The 17386-nt window shown below is 73.0% G+C and carries 14 protein-coding genes; 11 read left to right on the forward strand and 3 right to left on the reverse strand.

Annotation, left to right across the window (positions count from 1 at the left end; genetic code table 11):
* Positions 1-72 precede the first annotated feature (72 nt).
* The 3 genes from ACFWJB_RS09025 (at position 73) to ACFWJB_RS09035 (ending at position 5268) form a co-directional block, all read left to right on the forward strand.
* Positions 73-2118 carry a beta-galactosidase gene (locus ACFWJB_RS09025; RefSeq protein WP_386921196.1) on the forward strand — a complete coding sequence of 682 codons (2046 nt, stop codon included), beginning with the start codon at positions 73-75 and terminating at the stop codon, positions 2116-2118.
* 130 nt (positions 2119-2248) lie between these two features.
* On the forward strand, positions 2249-4288 hold the full coding sequence (locus tag ACFWJB_RS09030) for a glycoside hydrolase (RefSeq protein WP_386921198.1): 2040 nt from the start codon (positions 2249-2251) through the stop codon (positions 4286-4288).
* A 188-nt stretch (positions 4289-4476) separates the two neighbouring features.
* Positions 4477-5268 carry an SAM-dependent methyltransferase gene (locus ACFWJB_RS09035; protein ID WP_385468673.1) on the forward strand — a complete coding sequence of 264 codons (792 nt, stop codon included), beginning with the start codon at positions 4477-4479 and terminating at the stop codon, positions 5266-5268.
* Between the two features lie 51 nt (positions 5269-5319).
* Here ACFWJB_RS09035 and ACFWJB_RS09040 read toward each other — a convergent pair whose 3' ends face one another.
* The gene (locus tag ACFWJB_RS09040) at positions 5320-5496 is read right to left on the reverse strand and encodes a hypothetical protein (RefSeq protein ID WP_385468670.1); all 177 of its coding nucleotides are present in this window, start codon (positions 5494-5496) and stop codon (positions 5320-5322) included.
* 169 nt (positions 5497-5665) lie between these two features.
* Here ACFWJB_RS09040 and ACFWJB_RS09045 point away from each other — a divergent pair, with 169 nt between their 5' ends.
* The 7 genes from ACFWJB_RS09045 (at position 5666) to ACFWJB_RS09075 (ending at position 14922) form a co-directional block, all read left to right on the forward strand.
* On the forward strand, positions 5666-6859 hold the full coding sequence (locus tag ACFWJB_RS09045; RefSeq protein WP_385468667.1) for a spore photoproduct lyase family protein: 1194 nt from the start codon (positions 5666-5668) through the stop codon (positions 6857-6859).
* Positions 6860-6952: 93 nt separating this feature from the next.
* On the forward strand, positions 6953-7516 hold the full coding sequence (locus ACFWJB_RS09050; RefSeq protein ID WP_385468664.1) for an MSMEG_1061 family FMN-dependent PPOX-type flavoprotein: 564 nt from the start codon (positions 6953-6955) through the stop codon (positions 7514-7516).
* A gap of 101 nt (positions 7517-7617) precedes the next feature.
* Positions 7618-8478 (forward strand): siderophore ABC transporter ATP-binding protein CdtA, encoded by an 861-nt coding sequence (cdtA, locus tag ACFWJB_RS09055; protein WP_385468661.1) that lies wholly within the window; start codon positions 7618-7620, stop codon positions 8476-8478.
* A complete protein-coding gene (locus ACFWJB_RS09060; protein WP_385468658.1) occupies positions 8475-9458 on the forward strand; it encodes an iron-siderophore ABC transporter substrate-binding protein in 984 nt (327 codons plus the stop codon). The genes cdtA and ACFWJB_RS09060 overlap by 4 nt, the downstream gene beginning before the upstream one ends.
* Positions 9459-9465: 7 nt before the next feature.
* Positions 9466-11535, forward strand: coding sequence for an iron ABC transporter permease (locus ACFWJB_RS09065; RefSeq protein WP_385468655.1), 2070 nt, complete (start codon positions 9466-9468; stop codon positions 11533-11535).
* 278 nt (positions 11536-11813) lie between these two features.
* The gene (locus tag ACFWJB_RS09070) at positions 11814-13139 is read left to right on the forward strand and encodes a lipase family protein (protein WP_385468652.1); all 1326 of its coding nucleotides are present in this window, start codon (positions 11814-11816) and stop codon (positions 13137-13139) included.
* A gap of 295 nt (positions 13140-13434) precedes the next feature.
* Positions 13435-14922 carry an MFS transporter gene (locus ACFWJB_RS09075; RefSeq protein ID WP_386921202.1) on the forward strand — a complete coding sequence of 496 codons (1488 nt, stop codon included), beginning with the start codon at positions 13435-13437 and terminating at the stop codon, positions 14920-14922.
* Here the strand turns inward: ACFWJB_RS09075 and ACFWJB_RS09080 are convergent.
* Entirely contained in the window at positions 14886-15821 is a 936-nt protein-coding gene (locus tag ACFWJB_RS09080) for an EamA family transporter (protein ID WP_385468646.1), read from the reverse strand. The genes ACFWJB_RS09075 and ACFWJB_RS09080 overlap by 37 nt on opposite strands.
* 205 nt (positions 15822-16026) lie before the next feature.
* On the opposite strand from ACFWJB_RS09080, the gene ACFWJB_RS09085 reads away from it, so the two are divergent.
* Positions 16027-16776: a hypothetical protein gene (locus ACFWJB_RS09085; RefSeq protein WP_386921204.1), complete on the forward strand. Its 750-nt coding sequence runs from the start codon at positions 16027-16029 to the stop codon at positions 16774-16776.
* Between the two features lie 5 nt (positions 16777-16781).
* Here ACFWJB_RS09085 and ACFWJB_RS09090 read toward each other — a convergent pair whose 3' ends face one another.
* Positions 16782-17270 carry an MSMEG_6728 family protein gene (locus ACFWJB_RS09090; RefSeq protein WP_386921206.1) on the reverse strand — a complete coding sequence of 163 codons (489 nt, stop codon included), beginning with the start codon at positions 17268-17270 and terminating at the stop codon, positions 16782-16784.
* Positions 17271-17386 lie beyond the last annotated feature (116 nt).

Raw genomic sequence — 17386 nt, forward strand, 5'->3', positions numbered from 1 at the left:
CGGCGGCCCGCACGGGGCGGCGCGGCATCCGCGCCGCCCCCGCGCCGCACGCACCACACCGGAAGGACCGCCATGATCTCCACCCTCCTGTCCCGCCTCGAGCGCGGACCGGACGGCGCGCCCGCCCCCCGTCTCGGCTACGGCGCCGACTACAACCCCGAGCAGTGGCCCCGGGAGGTGTGGGAGGAGGACGTACGGCTGATGCGCGCGGCCGGCGTCAACATCGTCTCCGTCGGCATCTTCTCCTGGGCCCGCATCCAGCCCGGCCCGGACACCTGGGACTTCGCCTGGCTCGACGAGGTCATGGACCTGCTGCACGAGAACGGCGTGGGCGTCGACCTGGCCACCGCCACCGCCTCCCCGCCGCCCTGGCTGACCACGGCGCACCCGGAGATCCTGCCGGTCACCGACCGGGGGGAGACGCTGTGGCCGGGAGCGCGGCAGCACTGGCGTCCGACCTCCCCGGTCTTCCGGGAGCACGCCCTGCGGCTGGTCCGGGAGATGGCGTCCCGCTACGCCGGCCACCCGGCACTGGTGGCCTGGCACGTCAACAACGAACTCGGGTGCCACAACGTCTACGACTACTCGGACGACGCGGCCCGCGCCTTCCGGCAGTGGCTGCGCGCCCGGTACACCACGCTGGACGCCCTCAACCACGCCTGGGGAACGGCGTTCTGGTCTCAGCGCTACAGCGACTGGGAGCAGATCCTGCCGCCGCGGCTCGCCGCCTCCCACCCGAACCCGACCCAGCAGCTCGACTTCAAGCGCTTCTCGTCGGACGCGCTGAAGGAGCACCTGCGGGCCGAGCGCGAGGTGCTGCGGGAGCTCACGCCGGGCGTTCCCGTCACCACCAACTTCATGGTGATGCCCGGCACCAAGGGCATGAACTACGCGGACTGGGCGGGCGAGGTGGACTTCGTCGCCAACGACCACTACGTCGTCCCGCACCCGCAGGCCCGCGACGAGCTGTCCTTCTCGGCGAACCTCACCAGCGGCATCGCGGGCGGCCGGCCCTGGTTCCTGATGGAGCACTCCACCAGCGCGGTGAACTGGCAGCCGGTCAATCTGGCGAAGGGCGCGGGTGAGCTGGCCCGGGACTCGCTGACGCACGTGGCGCACGGCGCCGACGCGGTCTGCTTCTTCCAGTGGCGCCAGTCCGCGGCCGGCGCCGAGAAGTACCACTCGGCGATGGTGCCGCACGCCGGTGCCGACAGCGAGCTGTTCCGCGCGGTCACCGCGCTCGGCGACACGCTGAGGACCCTGGCGCCGGTCGCCGGGAGCGAGCGGGAGCCCGCCGAGGTCGGCATCCTCTTCGACTGGGAGTCGCGGTGGGCGAGCGAGCAGGACTCGCACCCGACCTCGCTGCTCGACTACCACCAGGAGGCGCTCGACTGGTACTCCGCGCTCCTCGCCCTCGGCGTCCGCGCCGACGTGGTCACCACCGGCGCCGACCTGACCCGCCACCGGGTGCTGATCGCACCCGTGCTGCACATGGTCCCCGCCGACCTCGCCAAGGAGCTCACCCGGTTCGCGGAGCAGGGCGGGCACCTGGTCACCACCTACTTCTCCGGCGTCGTGGACGAGAACGACCACGTCTGGCTCGGCGGCTATCCGGGCGCCCTGCGGGACCTGCTGGGCGTCCGCGTCGAGGAGTTCGGCCCCCTGCCCGCGGGGCAGACCGTGGAGCTGGACGACGCCACGACCGGCGCCCTGTGGACCGACCACCTCACCGTCACCGCGCCCGAGACCGAGGTACTCGTCCGGTACCGCACGGGCGCCCACGCGGGCCGCCCGGCCGTCACCCGGCGCCCGGCGGGCAGCGGTTCGGCCGCGTACGTGTCCACCCGGCTCGGTGCCGAGGGGCTCACCTCGCTGCTGCCGCGGCTGCTGGAGCCGGCCGGCGTGGCGAGCGGCCTGCCCGCCGAGGTGCGCGGGCTGGTCGAGACCACCGTGCGCCGCGGTCCCGGCGGGCGGTTCGTGTTCCTGGTGAACCGGACCGACGAGACGGTCACCGTCCCGGGCGCGGCCGGAGACGTCCTGGTCGGCGCCACCGACGACTCCGGCGCCGTCGTCCTGGGGCCCAGGGCTGTCGCCGTCGTGCGCACGCCCACCGCCTGACGGCCCCCTGCCGCACACCACCCACGACTCCCCGGAGCGGCACGCGCCCGCTCCGGGGGCGTCCCCTCCTGCCCGCTCACGGGCAGGAGGGGCCACCGCAGCGACCACACCTTCCCGTTGGGAGCACACGATGGCACGCCGTACCCGCAGCAGACGCCTTCTCGGGGCCGCTGCGCTCACCGCCCTGGCCACCGGGGCCGCTCTGATCAGTGTCCCCGCACAGGCCGAACCCGCCGCGACCGCCGCATCCGTCACCGTGCGGCCGGACCCGTCGTACCAGCAGGAGGCGTTCGAGGGCTGGGGCACCAGTCTGGTCTGGTTCGCCAACGCCACCGGCGACTACCCGCCCGAGATCCGCGAGAAGCTGGCCCGCCTCCTCTTCGGCGACGACGGCCTCGGGCTGAACATCGCCCGCTACAACATCGGGGGCGGCAACGCGCCCGACGTCGGTGACTACCTGCGCGCCGGCGGTGCCGTCGAGGGCTGGTGGAAGGCGCCCGCGGGCACCACCCGCGAGGACACCGAGTGGTGGAGCGCCGACGACCCGGCCGACTGGAACGAGGACGCCGACGCCACCCAGCGCTGGTGGGTCGAGCGCATCAAGGACGACATCGACCACTGGGAGACGTTCAGCAACTCGCCGCCGTGGTTCATGACCGTCAGCGGCTACGTCTCCGGCGGCTTCGACTCCTCCGCCGACCAGCTCAGGACCGACTCCGTCGACGACTTCGCCGCCTATCTGGCGGGGGCGACCAGGCGGCTGGAGAAGGCCGAGGGCATCGAGGTCGACACCGTCGACCCGTTCAACGAGCCCAACACACCGTACTGGGGCACACAGCTGGGGGCCGACGGCGAACCCGTCGGCGGCCGGCAGGAGGGGGCCCACATCGGCCCCGAGCTCCAGCGCAAGGTGATCCAGGCCCTCGCCCCCGCGCTGAGGAAGGCGAAGGTCGAGGCGGACATCTCGGCGATGGACGAGACCAACCCCGGCACCTACGCGAAGAACTGGAGCGCGTACTCCCAGGCCGACCGCGACCTCGTCGGCCAGATGAACGTGCACACCTACGGCACCGGCCAGCGCACCACCGTGCGCGACCTGGCCAAGGCCGCCGGCAAGCCGCTGTGGATGAGCGAGGTCGGCGGCGACTGGGGCGACGGGCAGGACTTCGAGGACATGCGGCCCGGCCTCGGCCTCGCCCAGCAGATCGTCGACGACCTGCGTGAACTCGAGCCCCGCGCCTGGGTGTTCTGGCAGCCCGTCGAGGACTACGACAACATGAAGCCCGGCGGCGAGTCCGCGAAGGGCGGCAACTGGGGCAGCATCCAGGTCCCGTTCGGCTGCACCGCCCAGGACACCCTGGAGACCTGCCCGATCCGGACGAACACCAAGTTCGACACGGCACGCAACTTCACCCACTTCATCAAGCCCGGCGACCGGCTGATCAGGACGGACGACACCTCCAGCGCCGCCGCGGTCACCCGGGACGGCAAGGGGGCCTCGCTCGTCCACGTCAACCGAACGACCGAGGCCCGCACGGTCACCGTCGACCTGTCGAAGTTCCGCAGCGTCGGCCGCGGGGCCACCGTCACCCCGGTCGTGACCAGCGCCGACGGCAGACTCGCGAAGCAGGCCCCGATCAGGGTCCATGACCGCGCGGCCACCTTCACCGTGCCCGCGCAGTCCGTGACCTCCTTCGAGATCAAGGGCGTCTCCGGTGTCGCCCAGGACGCCCCGGCTCTCCGCAGGGGCCACACCTACACGCTGACCGGAGTGCAGAGCGGCAGGGCCGTCACCGTCGCGGACGACGGCACGAGCCTGGTCCTCGGCCCGGGGAGCGGCACGGCCGGCCGGCAGTGGCGGCTGAGTGCGGTGCGCCCCGGCAGCGGAGTCCGCGACCGCTACGTCTTCACCGACCCGCGGGCCGGCACGCGGCTGGCCGTACGCGACGACGTCCCGGTGGCCGAACGGGACACCGGAAGGCGCGACGCGGCCACCGAATGGCTCCTGTCGACCACCGGCGACGGCACCTGGACACTCGTCAACGCCGCCACCGGACGCCTGCTGGAGGTCGGCGGCCAGGCGACGCACCAGGGCGCGGCCGTCACGACCTGGCCGCCCAACTCCGGTACCAACCAGCGGTGGACGGTGACGGACGTGTCCGCCGGCTGACCCGCCCACCCGGGCGGACTGCCCCTTCCCCGCGGACGGGAGGGATCTGCACCCCGGGAGCCCGCCGGGCTCCCGGGGCACAGACGTCCTCAACTCCGGTCATACACACCGCACATGGCACGATCGCCGGGCAGTACGATGATCGAGATCAGCGGCGAACCCCCACCTCCCGGACGACGGAGCGTGCCATGACGACGGACCATTCCCAGCCCCCTCGCCTCGACACCAGCCGGGCCCATCCCGCGCGGGTCTACGACTGGCTGCTGGGCGGCAAGGACAACTACCCCGTCGACGAGGCGGTGGGCGAGACGCTGCCGCCCGAGGCACGGGACGCGGCGCGGCAGAACCGCGCGTTCATGAACCGCGCCGTGGCCCACCTCGCCGCTCAGGGCATCGACCAGTTCCTGGACATCGGCACGGGCATCCCCACCGAGCCGAACCTGCACCAGATCGTCCAGCGGACGGTGCCGGCGGCCAGGGTCGTCTACGCCGACAACGACCCGATCGTGCTGCGGCACGCGGAGGCACTGCTGGTCAGCAGCCCCGAGGGCGCCACGGACTACATCCAGGCCGACGTGCGCGAGCCGCAGGAGATAGTGCGGCACGCCCGCGAGATCCTGGACTTCGACCGGCCCGTCGCGTTGTCGCTGATCGCCCTGATGCACTTCGTCCCGGACGACCAGGACGCCCACGGCATCGTCCGCGGCCTGGTGGCCACCCTTCCGCCGGGCAGCCACCTGGTGCTCTCGCACGCCGCGATCGACCTGTTCCCCAAGCTGGCGGAGCAGGTGATCGCCCAGTACGCCAAGGGCGGCATCAGGCTCGGCTTCCGCACCCGGGCGGAGGTGGCCCGGTTCTTCGACGGACTGGAACTGGTGCCGCCGGGTCTGGTCACCGCCACCGAGTGGTACGGCGCCGGCCAGGAGCCGCCCGTCGCGAAGGAGAGCGGCATCTACGCGGGCGTGGCGCGCATCCCCTGACGGAGGCGGGCGCCGCGCGCGTCCTGCGGCCCGGGGCGCCGGTCGGGTGGCTCAACGGCGGCGCCCGCGCGCCGCCAGGCCGCTGCCTATCCCGGCGACGTGCAGGGCCAGCAGGGCGAGGCCGATGAGCATGACGTTGGTCGAGGTGAAGACGTCGTTGGTCGAGATCTCCGCCGCGTTGATCAGCCAGGCGATGAGGAACAGGACCGCCGCGATGATGGCGAGCACGGTGTACACCCCTTCGGATAGGTGGCACCGGGCCGGTGCCGTGTCACGCGTATGCCCCCGACGGGACGGGAGACACCGCGCGCTTTCGTACAGTGGAGGGACCGGGACCGTCCCGCGGTACTCCGAGGCCCGAGGCGGTCCGTCCTGGCACATACGCACCGGAGCTCTCATGCACGACCCGTCCACCGCACCGGACGACGGCTCCGGCACCCTGTTCGGCCTCGACGCCCTGCCGCCCGTGTCCCCGGCCGCCGCGCCCGCCGCCGCACCCGGCGCCGGGCCGCTGTTCCGGGACTCGGCGGCGGCCCGCCGGCTGCTGCCCGTGCGCGAGATCCACGCCGAGCCCGCCGCCGCCGCGTCCCCGCGCGGCCGTCAGGTGATCGCCCGGTTCCCCGAGGCCCGGGTGGTCGAGGTCGGCTCCCACTGGCGCATCCCCGGTCTGCACGGCAACGAGGGCAACGTCGAGCGCTGGGTGCGGGTCAAGGGCGAGACGCTCGTCCTGGGCGAGAGGAAGACGCTGACCACGCGCCCCAACGGCCGCTCCGCGGACTGGATCGCACCGGGCGCCTCCAACGGCTGCGCGATGGCCTGCGCCTACTGCTACGTGCCCCGGCGCAAGGGGTACGCCAACCCCGTCACCGTCTTCACCAACATCGACCGGATCGTCGCCCACCTCGGCCGGCACATCGCCCGGCAGGGGCCCAAACCCGAGCCGAACCAGTGCGACCCCGAGGCCTGGGTGTACGACATCGGCGAGAACGGCGACTGCTCGGTGGACGCCCTGATCAGCGACAACACGGCGGACCTGGTGCACGCCTTCCGGCAGTGGCCGACGGCCAAGGCGTCCTTCGCCACCAAGTTCGTCAACCCGGACCTGCTCGCCCTCGACCCGCGGGGCCGGACCCGGATCCGCTTCTCGGTGATGCCGCCGGACGACTCCCGGCTGCTGGACGTGCGCACCTCCCCGGTCGCGGAACGCATCGCCGCGGCGGCCGACTTCCTCGACGCCGGGTACGAGGTGCACTTCAACCTGTCCCCCGTGGTCGTGCGGCCCGGCTGGGAGGAGGCCTGGGCGGAGCTGCTGAGGCACCTCGACGACGTCCTGCCGGACCGGGTGAAGCGGCAGGCCGCCGCCGAGGTGATCATGCTGACGCACAACCGGGAGCTGCACGAGGTCAACCTGGGCTGGCATCCGCGTGCGGAGGACACCCTGTGGCGGCCGGAGCTCCAGCAGGCCAAGCGCTCAGAGAACGGGGCGCTCAACGTGCGCTACCGCACCGGCGTCAAGGCGGACGCGGTCGCCCGGCTCCGCGCGCTGGCCGACGCCCACGCACCCTGGCTGCGCATCCGGTACGCCTTCTGACCTCGCCAGGCGGTTAGGTAAGCCGAACCTAACGTCGGTTAATGTGCTGCGTGCAACCATTCGCTTCGGACGCACACCTGTGGGGAGCCGGCCTTGCCGCACACGATCGACACGACCGAGGACCGGCCCGGCGCCGTCACCGACAGGGGCTGGACCGAGGTCGGCTCCCGCGCCGAACTCCGCGAGCTGCTGGGCGAGCCCTGGCCCGTCGTGATCGACAAGGTCCATGACCGTCTCACCGACGAGGACCGGGACATGCTGGCCCGCTCCCCCTTCTGCCTGCTCGCCACCTCGGACGCGGACGGCAACTGCGACGTCTCCCCGCGCGGCGACGCCCCGGGCTTCACGCGGGTACTGGACGCCGCCACCATCGCCCTGCCGGACCGGCCGGGCAACCGGCGGGGGGACAGTTTCCACAACATCCTCGACAACCCGCACGCCGGGCTCCTCTACCTGATCCCCGGCGGCAAGGAGGTGCTGCGGATCAACGGCCGGGCCCGCGTCCTCACCGACGCGCCGTTCTTCGACGCGATGGCGCGGGACGGCCGGCGTCCGGACCTGGCGCTGCTCCTGGAGATCGACGAGATCTACCTGCACTGCCCGCAGTCCCTGAACCGCGCCGGGTTGTGGAAGTCCCGCACCCCGCCGGTGAGTTGATCAAGTCTCCCCGGACGGCAGGCCGGGCGCGCGGCTCCGCGGCCCGCGGCGTCCGGCACCCCTGTCACCAGCACTTCTTAGGTTAGGCTAACCTTCGTTGTGTGAGATCTGGTGAAGACGCAGCCGGTACCCCGCGCCTGCGGGGCCATGAGCTGTCGGCCGTGGGCGTGACCGTGTCGTACGACGGTGTCGATGTCGTACACGACGCCGCGGTCGGGCTCAGGCCCGGTGAAGTGACCGTCCTGGTGGGTCCGAACGGCAGCGGGAAGTCGACGCTGCTGCGGACGATCGCCCGGCTGCAGCGGGCCCGCAGCGCCACGCTCAGCATCGACGGCACCACCGACGGACTGGCGCTGACGGCGCGTGAGTTCTCCCGCCACGTCGCGCTGCTGACGCAGGGGAGGCCGACGCCCGGCGGACTGACCGTACGGGACGTCGTCGAGTTCGGCCGCTATCCGTACCGGGGCCGCTGGGGGCGGCCCGATCCGGACGGTCCGGCCGCCGTGGACCGGGCGCTCGCGCTCACCGGGGTCGACGGCCTCGCCGACCGCGGCGCCGACCACCTGTCCGGCGGGCAGTTGCAGCGGGTCTGGCTCGCGAGCTGTCTCGCCCAGGAGACCGGCGTACTGCTCCTCGACGAGCCGACGACCTACCTCGACCTGCGCTACCAGGTCGAACTCCTCGACCTCATGCGTGATCTGGCGGACGACCACGGGATCGCCGTCGGCGTCGTCCTGCACGACCTCGACCAGGCGGCGGCCGTCGCCGACCGGATCACGCTGCTCGAAGCGGGCCGGATCGTCGCCGACGGCCCGCCCGAGGACGTCCTGACGCCGGAACGCCTGACCGCCGTCTACGGCATCCGGATCGACGTCGACACCGACCCCCTGACCGGCCGTCTGCGCACCCGCCCGATCGGCCGCCACCACATACGAACCGAAAGGCTCGGCACCACCTCATGAGACGCCTCCTGCTCACCGCGGCAGCCACCACCGCCGCGGCGCTCACCCTCGCCGCCTGCGGCACCACCGAACCCGCCGCCGACAAGACGGAGAAGAAGGCCTCCGAGGCCATCACGCTGAAGGACGGCAAGGGTACCGAGGTGAAGCTCGACGGCCCGGCCACCAAGGTCGTCGCCACCGAGTGGAACGTCGTCGAGAGCCTCGTCTCGCTCGGTGTCGACCCGGTCGGCGTCGCCGACGTCAAGGGCTACCGGACCTGGGACACCGCCGCCCCGCTGAGGAACGAGCCCAAGGACATCGGCACGCGCGGCGAGCCGAGCATGGACACCGTCGCCTCGCTCGCCCCCGATCTGATCGTCGCCACCACGGACCTGCCGCCGGCCGCCGTGAAGCAGCTGCGCGAGGTCGCCCCGGTGCTGGAGGTCACGTCCGCCGACGGTGCGGACCAGATCGGGCAGATGCTGGAGAACGTCGACCTCATCGCCAGGGCCACGGGCACCGCGGACCGGGCGAAGACGGTCCGCGACACCTTCCAGGCGAAGATCGCCGAGGGCAAGAAGGCCCTGGCCGACGCGGGAATGGCCGACAAGGAGATCGCCTTCGCCGACGGCTACGTCACCTCCAACCAGGTCTCCGTCCGCCCCTACACGGCGACGTCGCTCATCGGCGAGGTCAACGAGGCGGTCGGCCTGAACAACGCCTGGAAGGTGAAGGGCGACGAGGCCTACGGTCTCGGCTCCACCGACGTCGAGGGGCTGACCGAGCTGCCCGCGGGCGTGCGGTTCGCCTACATCGGCAACGACGGCGACCCGAACGCCACCCCGTTCACCGGCGCGCTGGCCAAGAACTCGGTCTGGAAGTCCCTGCCGTTCGTGAAGGCCGGCGACGTGCACCGGCTCGACGACGGCATCTGGATGTTCGGCGGCCCGGCCTCGATGTCGGCGTACATCGACGCCCTCGTCGGCGCGCTGACGAAGTAGCGGGGCCATGGCCGTCACCGCAACGAAGCCCGCCGCCCGTCCGTCGACGGCTCCCGCGTCCCGGCCGGGCGCGGCCGCGGTGACGGCCGGGCTCGTCCTCCTGGTCGCCGTCCTCGCGGTCGTGGACATCACCCAGGGCACCGCCGCCGTCGGACCCGCCGAGGTGTTCAAGGCCCTGACCGGGCGGGCCGCCCCCGACGACGCGTCCGTCGTCGTCGCGTCCCGGCTGCCGCGCATGACCGCCGGTCTCCTGGTCGGCGCCGTGCTCGGCACGGCCGGCGCCGTGCTCCAGGCGGTCAGCCGCAATGTCCTCGCCTCGCCCGACACCCTCGCGGTGAACGCCGGTTCGTACCTGGCCCTCGGGCTGGTCGGGGCCGCGGGCGTCTCGCTCCCCATGATCGCCTCTTCCGGTGTCGCCTTCGCCGGCGGTCTGGCGGCGGCGGCCGTGGTGCTCGGCCTGTCCGGCCTCGGCACGGGCACCGTCCGGCTCGTCCTGGCCGGCACCGCGCTGATGCTGGGGCTGAACTCCGTGACCGAGGGGCTGCTCCTGCTGTTCCCGGAACGGACCGAGGGCCTGTACCAGTGGAACCAGGGCAGCATCGCCCAGAACGGGTTCGACGGTGTCCTCCAGATGCTGCCGGTCGCTCTGGTCGGCCTGGCGGGACTGCTGCTGACCGCCCGTCGGATCGACGCGCTCGCCCTCGGCGACGACGCGGCACGCGGTGTGGGCGTCCCGGTGCGGGCCACGCGTGTCACGGTGGTCGTCCTGGCGGCGCTGCTGTCCGCGGCTGCGGTCACGCTGGCCGGCCCCATCGGCTTCGTCGGCCTGGCCGCGCCCGCCCTGGTGCGTCCGCTCGCCCGCCGGTTCCGCGGGTTCGCCCGCTCCCGCGCGACCCTGCCGGTGGCCGCGCTCAGCGGCGCGGCCCTGGTGCTCGGGTCGGACGTGCTGCTGCGGGCCCTGGTGCCGGACGACCTGTCGGTGGCCGTGCCCACGGGCGTCGTGACGAGCCTGGTCGGCGCCGTGTTCCTGGTCGTGACGGCAGTGCGGCTGCGGGACACCGCGGGGGCCGGGGCGCCGGACCGGCTGCGCATCCCGAGCCGGGCGGTGTTCCTCGCGACGGTGGCCGTTCTCGTGGCCGTCCTGCTCGGCCTGGTCGTCGCCGCCGTCCTGGTGGGCGACAGCAAGCTGCTGCTCGGTGACGTCGTGAACTGGGCCCAGGGGAAGGCCGGGCGAACCGTCTCCTTCGTCCTGGACACCCGGGTGCCACGGGTGCTCGCGGCGCTGGGCGCGGGTGCGGCGCTCGCCCTGTCCGGCACGCTGGTGCAGGCCGTCACCCGCAACCCGCTGGCGGAACCGAGTGTCCTGGGCGTCTCCGGCGGGGCGGCGCTGGGTGCCGTGCTCCTGGTGACGACCGCGCCCGTCGCCGGCGGCTGGGAGGTCGCCGGGGCCGCGTTCGCGGGGGCCGGTGTGACGGCGGTCGTCGTCTTCGGGCTCGCCGCGCGGGGCGGTTTCCGGCAGAACCGGCTGGTCCTCGTGGGCATCGGTGTCGCCGCCGCGACGACGGCGCTGATCAGCCTGCTGATCGTGCTCACCGACCCGTTCAACGCCACCAAGGCGCTGACGTGGCTGTCGGGTTCCACCTACGGGCGCACCCTGCCGGACGTGCTGCCGGTCGCCCTGGTGCTGGCCGTGGGCACGGTCGTGGCGGTGGCCCGGCGCACGGAGCTGGACCTGATCTCCCTGGACGAGGACACGCCCCGTCTGCTCGGCCTGTCGCTGGGCCCGGGGCGCCTCGGCTTCCTGGTGCTGAGCGTGCTGCTCAGCGCGACCGCCGTGGCCTGCGCGGGCACCATCGGCTTCGTGGGCCTGGTGGCACCGCACGCGGCGCGCGCCCTGGTGGGCCGACGGCACGTGCGGGTCGTCCCCGTCGCGATGCTGCTGGGCGCGGCGCTCGTCTGCACGGCCGACCTGCTGGGCCGCACGGTGATCGCCCCGGCCCAGCTCGGCGCCGGGCTCATGACGGCGGTGATCGGAACGCCGTACTTCCTGTACCTGCTGGTGCGCAGCAGGCGGTAGCGGCACAGGGGCCGGGTACGGAACCGACCCGTGGAAGGGATGGGTCACGATCTGTCGCCTCGTGGACGTGGTGACGGGTCGTCAACCTGTGCGGCAGCAGCCGTCGGGTGACCGCTGTTGGACAGACCGTCAAGTTACTGAACCGTAACCTATCGCCTGCTACCCGCGGTAACTCCTGGCCGGTTACGGTCCCGACACCCACAGCAGCAGCGCGACCACGGCCTCTCACCCACCCGGACCGGCGGACGGCCGGCCCGGCCCTTCCCCAGGAGTTCGCCATGCCCGCACGTCCACGCATGCTCGCCGCGGCCGTCGCCGCGGCGCTCGCGCTCGGCGCCCAGGCCGTACCGGCGGCCGCGGCGGACGGTCCCGCCGCGGTGGTGTCCCGCGGCGTCGAGATACCCGCCTTCTACACCCCACCCGCCACGCTGCCCGACGCCGACGGGGCCCTGATCCGCAGCGAGCCGCTGCGCCTCGCCCTGAGCCTGCCCAGCCTCGGCGGCCCCCTGCCGGGACGGGCGACCCGGCTGATGTACAAGTCCACGGACTCGAACGGCGAGCCGGTCGCCGTGACCGGCGCCTACATCGAGCCGACGGCCCGCTGGCACGGCGGCGGGCCGCGCCCGCTGGTCGTGGTCGCCCCCGGCACCATGGGCCAGGGCGACCAGTGCGCCGCGTCGATGGGCCTCGAGCACCCGTTGCGGCTGGGCACCGAGACCGTCTCGGTCGGGTACGAGGACCTGTCGGTCTACCGGCTGCTGGCGCGCGGCGTCGCGGTCGTCGTCACCGACTACGCGGGCCTCGGCGCCACCGACCGGCTGCACACCTACGTCAACCGCGTCGACGAGGCCCATGCGGTGCTGGACGCCGTGCGTGCCGCACGCTCCCTGGACTCGGCGTCGGTCACCGCCGGCTCGAGGGTGGGACTGTTCGGCTACAGCCAGGGCGGCGGGGCCACGGCCGCCGCGGCCGAACTCCAGCCGTCCTACGCCCCGGACGTGGAACTGGCCGGCACCTACGCGGGCGCCCCGCCCGCGGACCTGGCCAAGGTGATGGAGGCGATCGACGGCAGCGACCTCGCGGGCGCGCTGGGCTGGTCGCTCAACGGCTTCCTCCAGGCCGAGCCGTCCCTGCGGCCCATCGCCGACCGGTATGTGAACGCCGAGGGCGAGAAGGCGCTGGAGGACCTGTCGACCATGTGCATCGGCGACGCGCTCTTCTCCTACGGCGGCGACGAGAGCACGTCCTGGACGAAGGCCGGACAGTCGCTCGGCGACATCGTCCGCGCCGAGCCCGCGCTCCAGGCCTTCCTCGACGAGCAGCGCATCGGCACCTCGAAGCCGAGCGGGCCGGTGCGCGTTGCCACGGGTGTCGGCGACGGCCTCGTCCCGCACGGCCAGGCCCGTCAGCTGGCCGTCGACTGGTGCCGCAGGGGCGGCCGGGTCACCTACGCGCCGGTCCTGCTCCCGGGCGTGGGCAGCGGCCTGCTCGACCACGCCGCTCCGCTGCTCACCGACCAGGGAACCGCCATCTCCTGGCTCACCGACCGACTGGACGGCAAGCCGGCCGGTTCCAACTGCTGGACCATGCCCGCACAGCCCTGAGCGGCCCCGCACCCGAACCGCGCGCACCCCCGCGACCCCCTGCCGGGGTGCGCGCCCACGTTCGCCCAACGTTCGACGTCGCAAACGCTGCGGGCGTCATCGTGGAGATCGGGCGGCCCGGACATGCGCATGCGGCGGTGTGACCCGCGTGAACACGGGCAGCAGCTCTGACATGCGCCGATCGATCATTGCGGCGCAGAATTCGCTGAGGCGAAACGTGGTGCAGTCACAGAAAGGCGGCAGCGTGACGGACGCGAAGCCTGACGGTCCAACCGGCCCCCGCGGCCGGACGAAGATGCCGAGCACGGTCGCGGCCCTGCCGCGGCAGGTGCGGGAGGAGCTGGCCGGCCGGCTCCGCCGCTCCAAGCGGGCCTTCCGCGAGGAGGACGTCCAGGTCGTCGAGAAGCCGCTGCTCAAACGCGCGGTCGGCGCGTCGGCGCTGGGCAACTGCATGGAGTGGTTCGACTTCGGCGTCTACAGCTACCTGGCCGCCACCATCGGCAAGGTGTTCTTCCCCGGCGCCTCCCCGGCCGCCCAGGTCATCTCGTCGTTCGCCACCTTCGCCGCCGCGTTCGTGGTGCGCCCGCTCGGCGGCCTCGTCTTCGGTCCCCTCGGGGACCGCATCGGCCGGCAGAAGGTGCTCGCCACCACCATGATCATGATGGCGGCCGGCACGTTCTCCATCGGACTGATCCCCAGTTACGCCACCATCGGCCTCGCCGCCCCGGTCCTGCTGCTGCTCGCCCGGATGGTCCAGGGCTTCTCCACCGGCGGTGAGTACGGCGGGGCCACCACCTTCGTCGCCGAGTACTCGCCCGACCGGCGGCGCGGCTTCCTCTCCAGCTGGCTCGACTTCGGCACCTTCGTCGGCTACGCCCTCGGCTCGGCGCTCGTCACCGGCCTGAACCTGTGGCTCACCGACGCCCAGATGCTGTCCTGGGGCTGGCGGCTGCCGTTCCTGATCGCCGGTCCGCTCGGCGTCATCGGCCTGTACATGCGGCTCAAGCTGGAGGAGTCCCCCGCCTTCCAGCAACAGCTCGACGAACACGAGAAGAGCCTCGCCCAGGAGTCGGCGGGCAGCGAGTTCAAGACCATCGTCAGGGAGCACTGGCGCCCCCTGCTCGTGTGCATGGGCATCGTGCTGCTCTACAACGTCACCAACTACATGGTCACCGGCTACCTGCCGACCTACCAGACCGAGACCCTGGACCGTTCCAGCGCCTTCGCCGACGTGCTGGTGCTGATCGGCATGCTGTGGATCGTCGTCCTGATCACCTTCCTCGGCCGGCTCAGCGACCACGTCGGCCGCCGTCCGCTCTACGCCGTCGGCGCGGCGGCGATGATCGTCCTCGCCGTGCCGGCGTTCCTGCTCCTCAGGGCGCACGGCACCGCGGCGCCCGTCCTCGGGGTGCTGCTGCTGTCCACGCTGCTCGCCTGCTTCGCCGCGCCGAGCGCGGCCACCCTGCCCGCGCTCTTCCCCACCGCCGTCCGCTACGCGGCCATGGGGATCGGCTTCAACTTCGCCGTCGCCGCCTTCGGCGGCACCACTCCGCTGGTCACCGAGGCCCTCGTGAGCATCACCGGCGACGACCTCATGCCCGCCTACTACCTGATGGTGGCCGGCGCCATCGGCCTGGTGACGGTGAGGTTCCTGCCGGAGAGCGCCCAGGTGCCGCTGCACGGTTCACCGCCCATGGTGGGTTCCCGGCGGGAACAGCGGGAGCTGGTCAGGACGTCCGAGGACCTCTACAGCTTCTCCAAGGAGCGCTCCGCGAACCCGTGACCCGTCCCGGCGCCGCGGCGCCGGGCGAACCGGGGCAGGGCACCCGATCCCACGGCCACCCCCGCGAAGACCAGGGCGCTGCCCGCGGCCTGCGCGGCACCGTAGGCACCCGTGCCGACGAGCGGGGCCGTGCAGGCGGCGGCGACGGGGATCAGGCCGGAGAACAGGGTGGCACGCTCGGCCCCGATGCGCTGCATGCCCATGTACCAGCACACGAACCCGACGACGGTGACCACCACGGCCTGCCACAGGAGCGCACCGGTCTCCACCGCGTCCGGCCGCCGCAGCCACCCGGCGCCGTCGGCCGACACGCCGGCCACGGCGGACTCGACGGCGGCGATCCCGCACACCACCGCGGACAGCAGCCGCGGGCCGAGGGGCCGCAGGACGGGCACGGCGAGCACCGCGAATCCGACCTCGCCGGCCAGGGCGCACACGGAGAAGGCGAGGCCCGCGCCGTCGGTGCGTCCCCAGCCCTGGACCGTGAACGCCCCGACGGCCACGAGCGTGGCGCCGTGGAGCACGGCCCGTTGCGGCCGGCGTCCGTCGAGGAGCGGGACGAGCACGGCCACGACCACCGGCGCGCAGCCCACGAAGACACCGGGTACCGCCGGTTCGGCGGTGCGTTCGGCGGCGAGGACGGCCAGGTTGAACCCGACCATGCCGACGGCGGCCAGCAGGGCCAGCCGGAGCCACCGGCCGGCCCCGAGGGTGCGCAGCCGGGCTCCGGCGCCCGGGCCGGCGAGCGGGAGAAGCAGCAGGAACGCCAGTGCGTAGCGCAGGAACTGGCCGCCCGCGTACGGGTAGTCGCCGAGCAGGCTGTTGGCGGTGAAGGAGCCTCCGACGAGGACACAGGCGAGCGCGGCGAGCAGGGTGCCGCGCGTGGTGGTGGCGTTCATGGACACGACGTTAGGAAGCCCGGCGGTCCGTCGAGAGGTCCACTTCCCGGCCGCTGTCGGGGACCACTTCGCGCGGGGACTTCTTCACGGAAGGATCACGAATCCGTCATCACGTGAGGGACGCGGGAATCGGGGTAATCGGAACGCTCCGGCGTCAACAGGCCGGGTTTGCAAGGGAATTGGCGTTTCGAAGAGGGGATCGACTGTGCGCACCAGCAAAGTGGCGACCGCCGTGGCGACCGCGAGCGTCTCGCTCGCCCTACTCGCCGGCTGCGGCGACGGCTCGGGTGACGACGGCAAGCCCTTCGAGGGGCAGAGCGCCGACGCCGTCGCCGCGAAGGCGGTCGAGGCCACCCGCCAGGCGAAGTCCGTGCACATGAAGGGCGACACCCGCCTGCCCGACGGCAGCACCCTCGCCGTCGACGTCGCCGTGGACCAGGAGAAGAACTGTCAGGGCACCATCGACACCGGCAAGGGGAAGGCGGAGGTGCGGCACACCGACGCGACGCTCTACCTGCGCGGTGACGAGCAGTACTGGCGCACCGCCCTCCAGCAGCAGCCCGCCGCGGCCCAGCAGATGGTGCCCAAGCTGCGGGACAAGTGGGTGAAGATGCCGGCCGACGACGCGTCCCTGGCCGGTGTCTGCGACAAGCAGGGCTTCATCGCCGCGCTGGACGAGGACAAGTCCGAGCGCAAGGACCTCAAGCGCGGCTCCACGACGGAGGTGGACGGCGAGGAGGCGCTGCAACTGACCAAGAAGACCGCGGAGGGCGAGCAGCTGGGCCTGCACGTGGCCACCGAGGACGAGCCCTACCTCCTGCGCACCACGACCGAGGGCGGCAAGAACCCGGGCAGCATGACGTTCAGCGACTACAACGAGCCGGTGCGGCCGGAGCAGCCGCCGGCCGGTGAGACCGTCGACATGAAGCAGCTCGCCGGCGGCCAGGCGTCCTGACGGTCCTACGCGGTGGTGTCCGCCTCCCCCGGCTCGCGGTCCGAGGCCGGCCACACGTAGGGCAGGTCGTCCGGGACCCCGGGGAACTGTCCGGCGTAGGCATCCGGGTCCTTGCGCACCAGCGCCGAGCGGTGACTGAGGTGGAAGGCGTCGTCGCCGAGCCAGGGCGGCAGTTCCCCGGCGGCCGCCAGCTCCGGCTGGCAGCGCACCGGGATGCCGGGACGGGACTCGGCGAGGCCGGCGACGAGCTGGGCGGCACAGCCGTCCTGGTGGCCCTGCTCCCGCCAGACCCGGCATATCTCCAGGCCGTAGCGGACGAGGGCCTCCTCGTAGCCGGTCCACATCCGCACCGCCGGGTGCCGGCGCCAGCCGTAGCCGGGCACGGTGAGTCCGCGCAGCACCTGGAGCGCCTCCACCCGCTGCTTGCCCAGCCGGCGGCGGTCCAGGGCGAGCGCCGACTCCCGGAAGCCGGGGTGGGGCAGGAACGTCTGCATGACGGTCTCCTCCGGTCGGGGGCAAGCCGGGCGCCCCCCGGGGCGGGGTAGGGGGGCGGCGGCCCCCCACGGCGGGCGGGGGGGCGGGGCGCCCCCCCGCCCCCCCACGGAACCCC

Source organism: Streptomyces sp. NPDC127100 (assembly GCF_042724095.1).
Lineage (GTDB): Bacteria > Actinomycetota > Actinomycetes > Streptomycetales > Streptomycetaceae > Streptomyces.

Coding starts and splice junctions, on each gene's coding strand:
- ACFWJB_RS09025 (WP_386921196.1), top strand. CDS start 73: ATGATCTCCACCCTCCTGTCCCGCCTCGAGCGCGGACCGGACGGCGCG.
- ACFWJB_RS09030 (WP_386921198.1), top strand. CDS start 2,249: ATGGCACGCCGTACCCGCAGCAGACGCCTTCTCGGGGCCGCTGCGCTC.
- ACFWJB_RS09035 (WP_385468673.1), top strand. CDS start 4,477: ATGACGACGGACCATTCCCAGCCCCCTCGCCTCGACACCAGCCGGGCC.
- ACFWJB_RS09045 (WP_385468667.1), top strand. CDS start 5,666: ATGCACGACCCGTCCACCGCACCGGACGACGGCTCCGGCACCCTGTTC.
- ACFWJB_RS09060 (WP_385468658.1), top strand. CDS start 8,475: ATGAGACGCCTCCTGCTCACCGCGGCAGCCACCACCGCCGCGGCGCTC.
- ACFWJB_RS09065 (WP_385468655.1), top strand. CDS start 9,466: ATGGCCGTCACCGCAACGAAGCCCGCCGCCCGTCCGTCGACGGCTCCC.
- ACFWJB_RS09070 (WP_385468652.1), top strand. CDS start 11,814: ATGCCCGCACGTCCACGCATGCTCGCCGCGGCCGTCGCCGCGGCGCTC.
- ACFWJB_RS09075 (WP_386921202.1), top strand. CDS start 13,435: ATGCCGAGCACGGTCGCGGCCCTGCCGCGGCAGGTGCGGGAGGAGCTG.
- ACFWJB_RS09080 (WP_385468646.1), bottom strand. CDS start 15,821: ATGAACGCCACCACCACGCGCGGCACCCTGCTCGCCGCGCTCGCCTGT.
- ACFWJB_RS09090 (WP_386921206.1), bottom strand. CDS start 17,270: ATGCAGACGTTCCTGCCCCACCCCGGCTTCCGGGAGTCGGCGCTCGCC.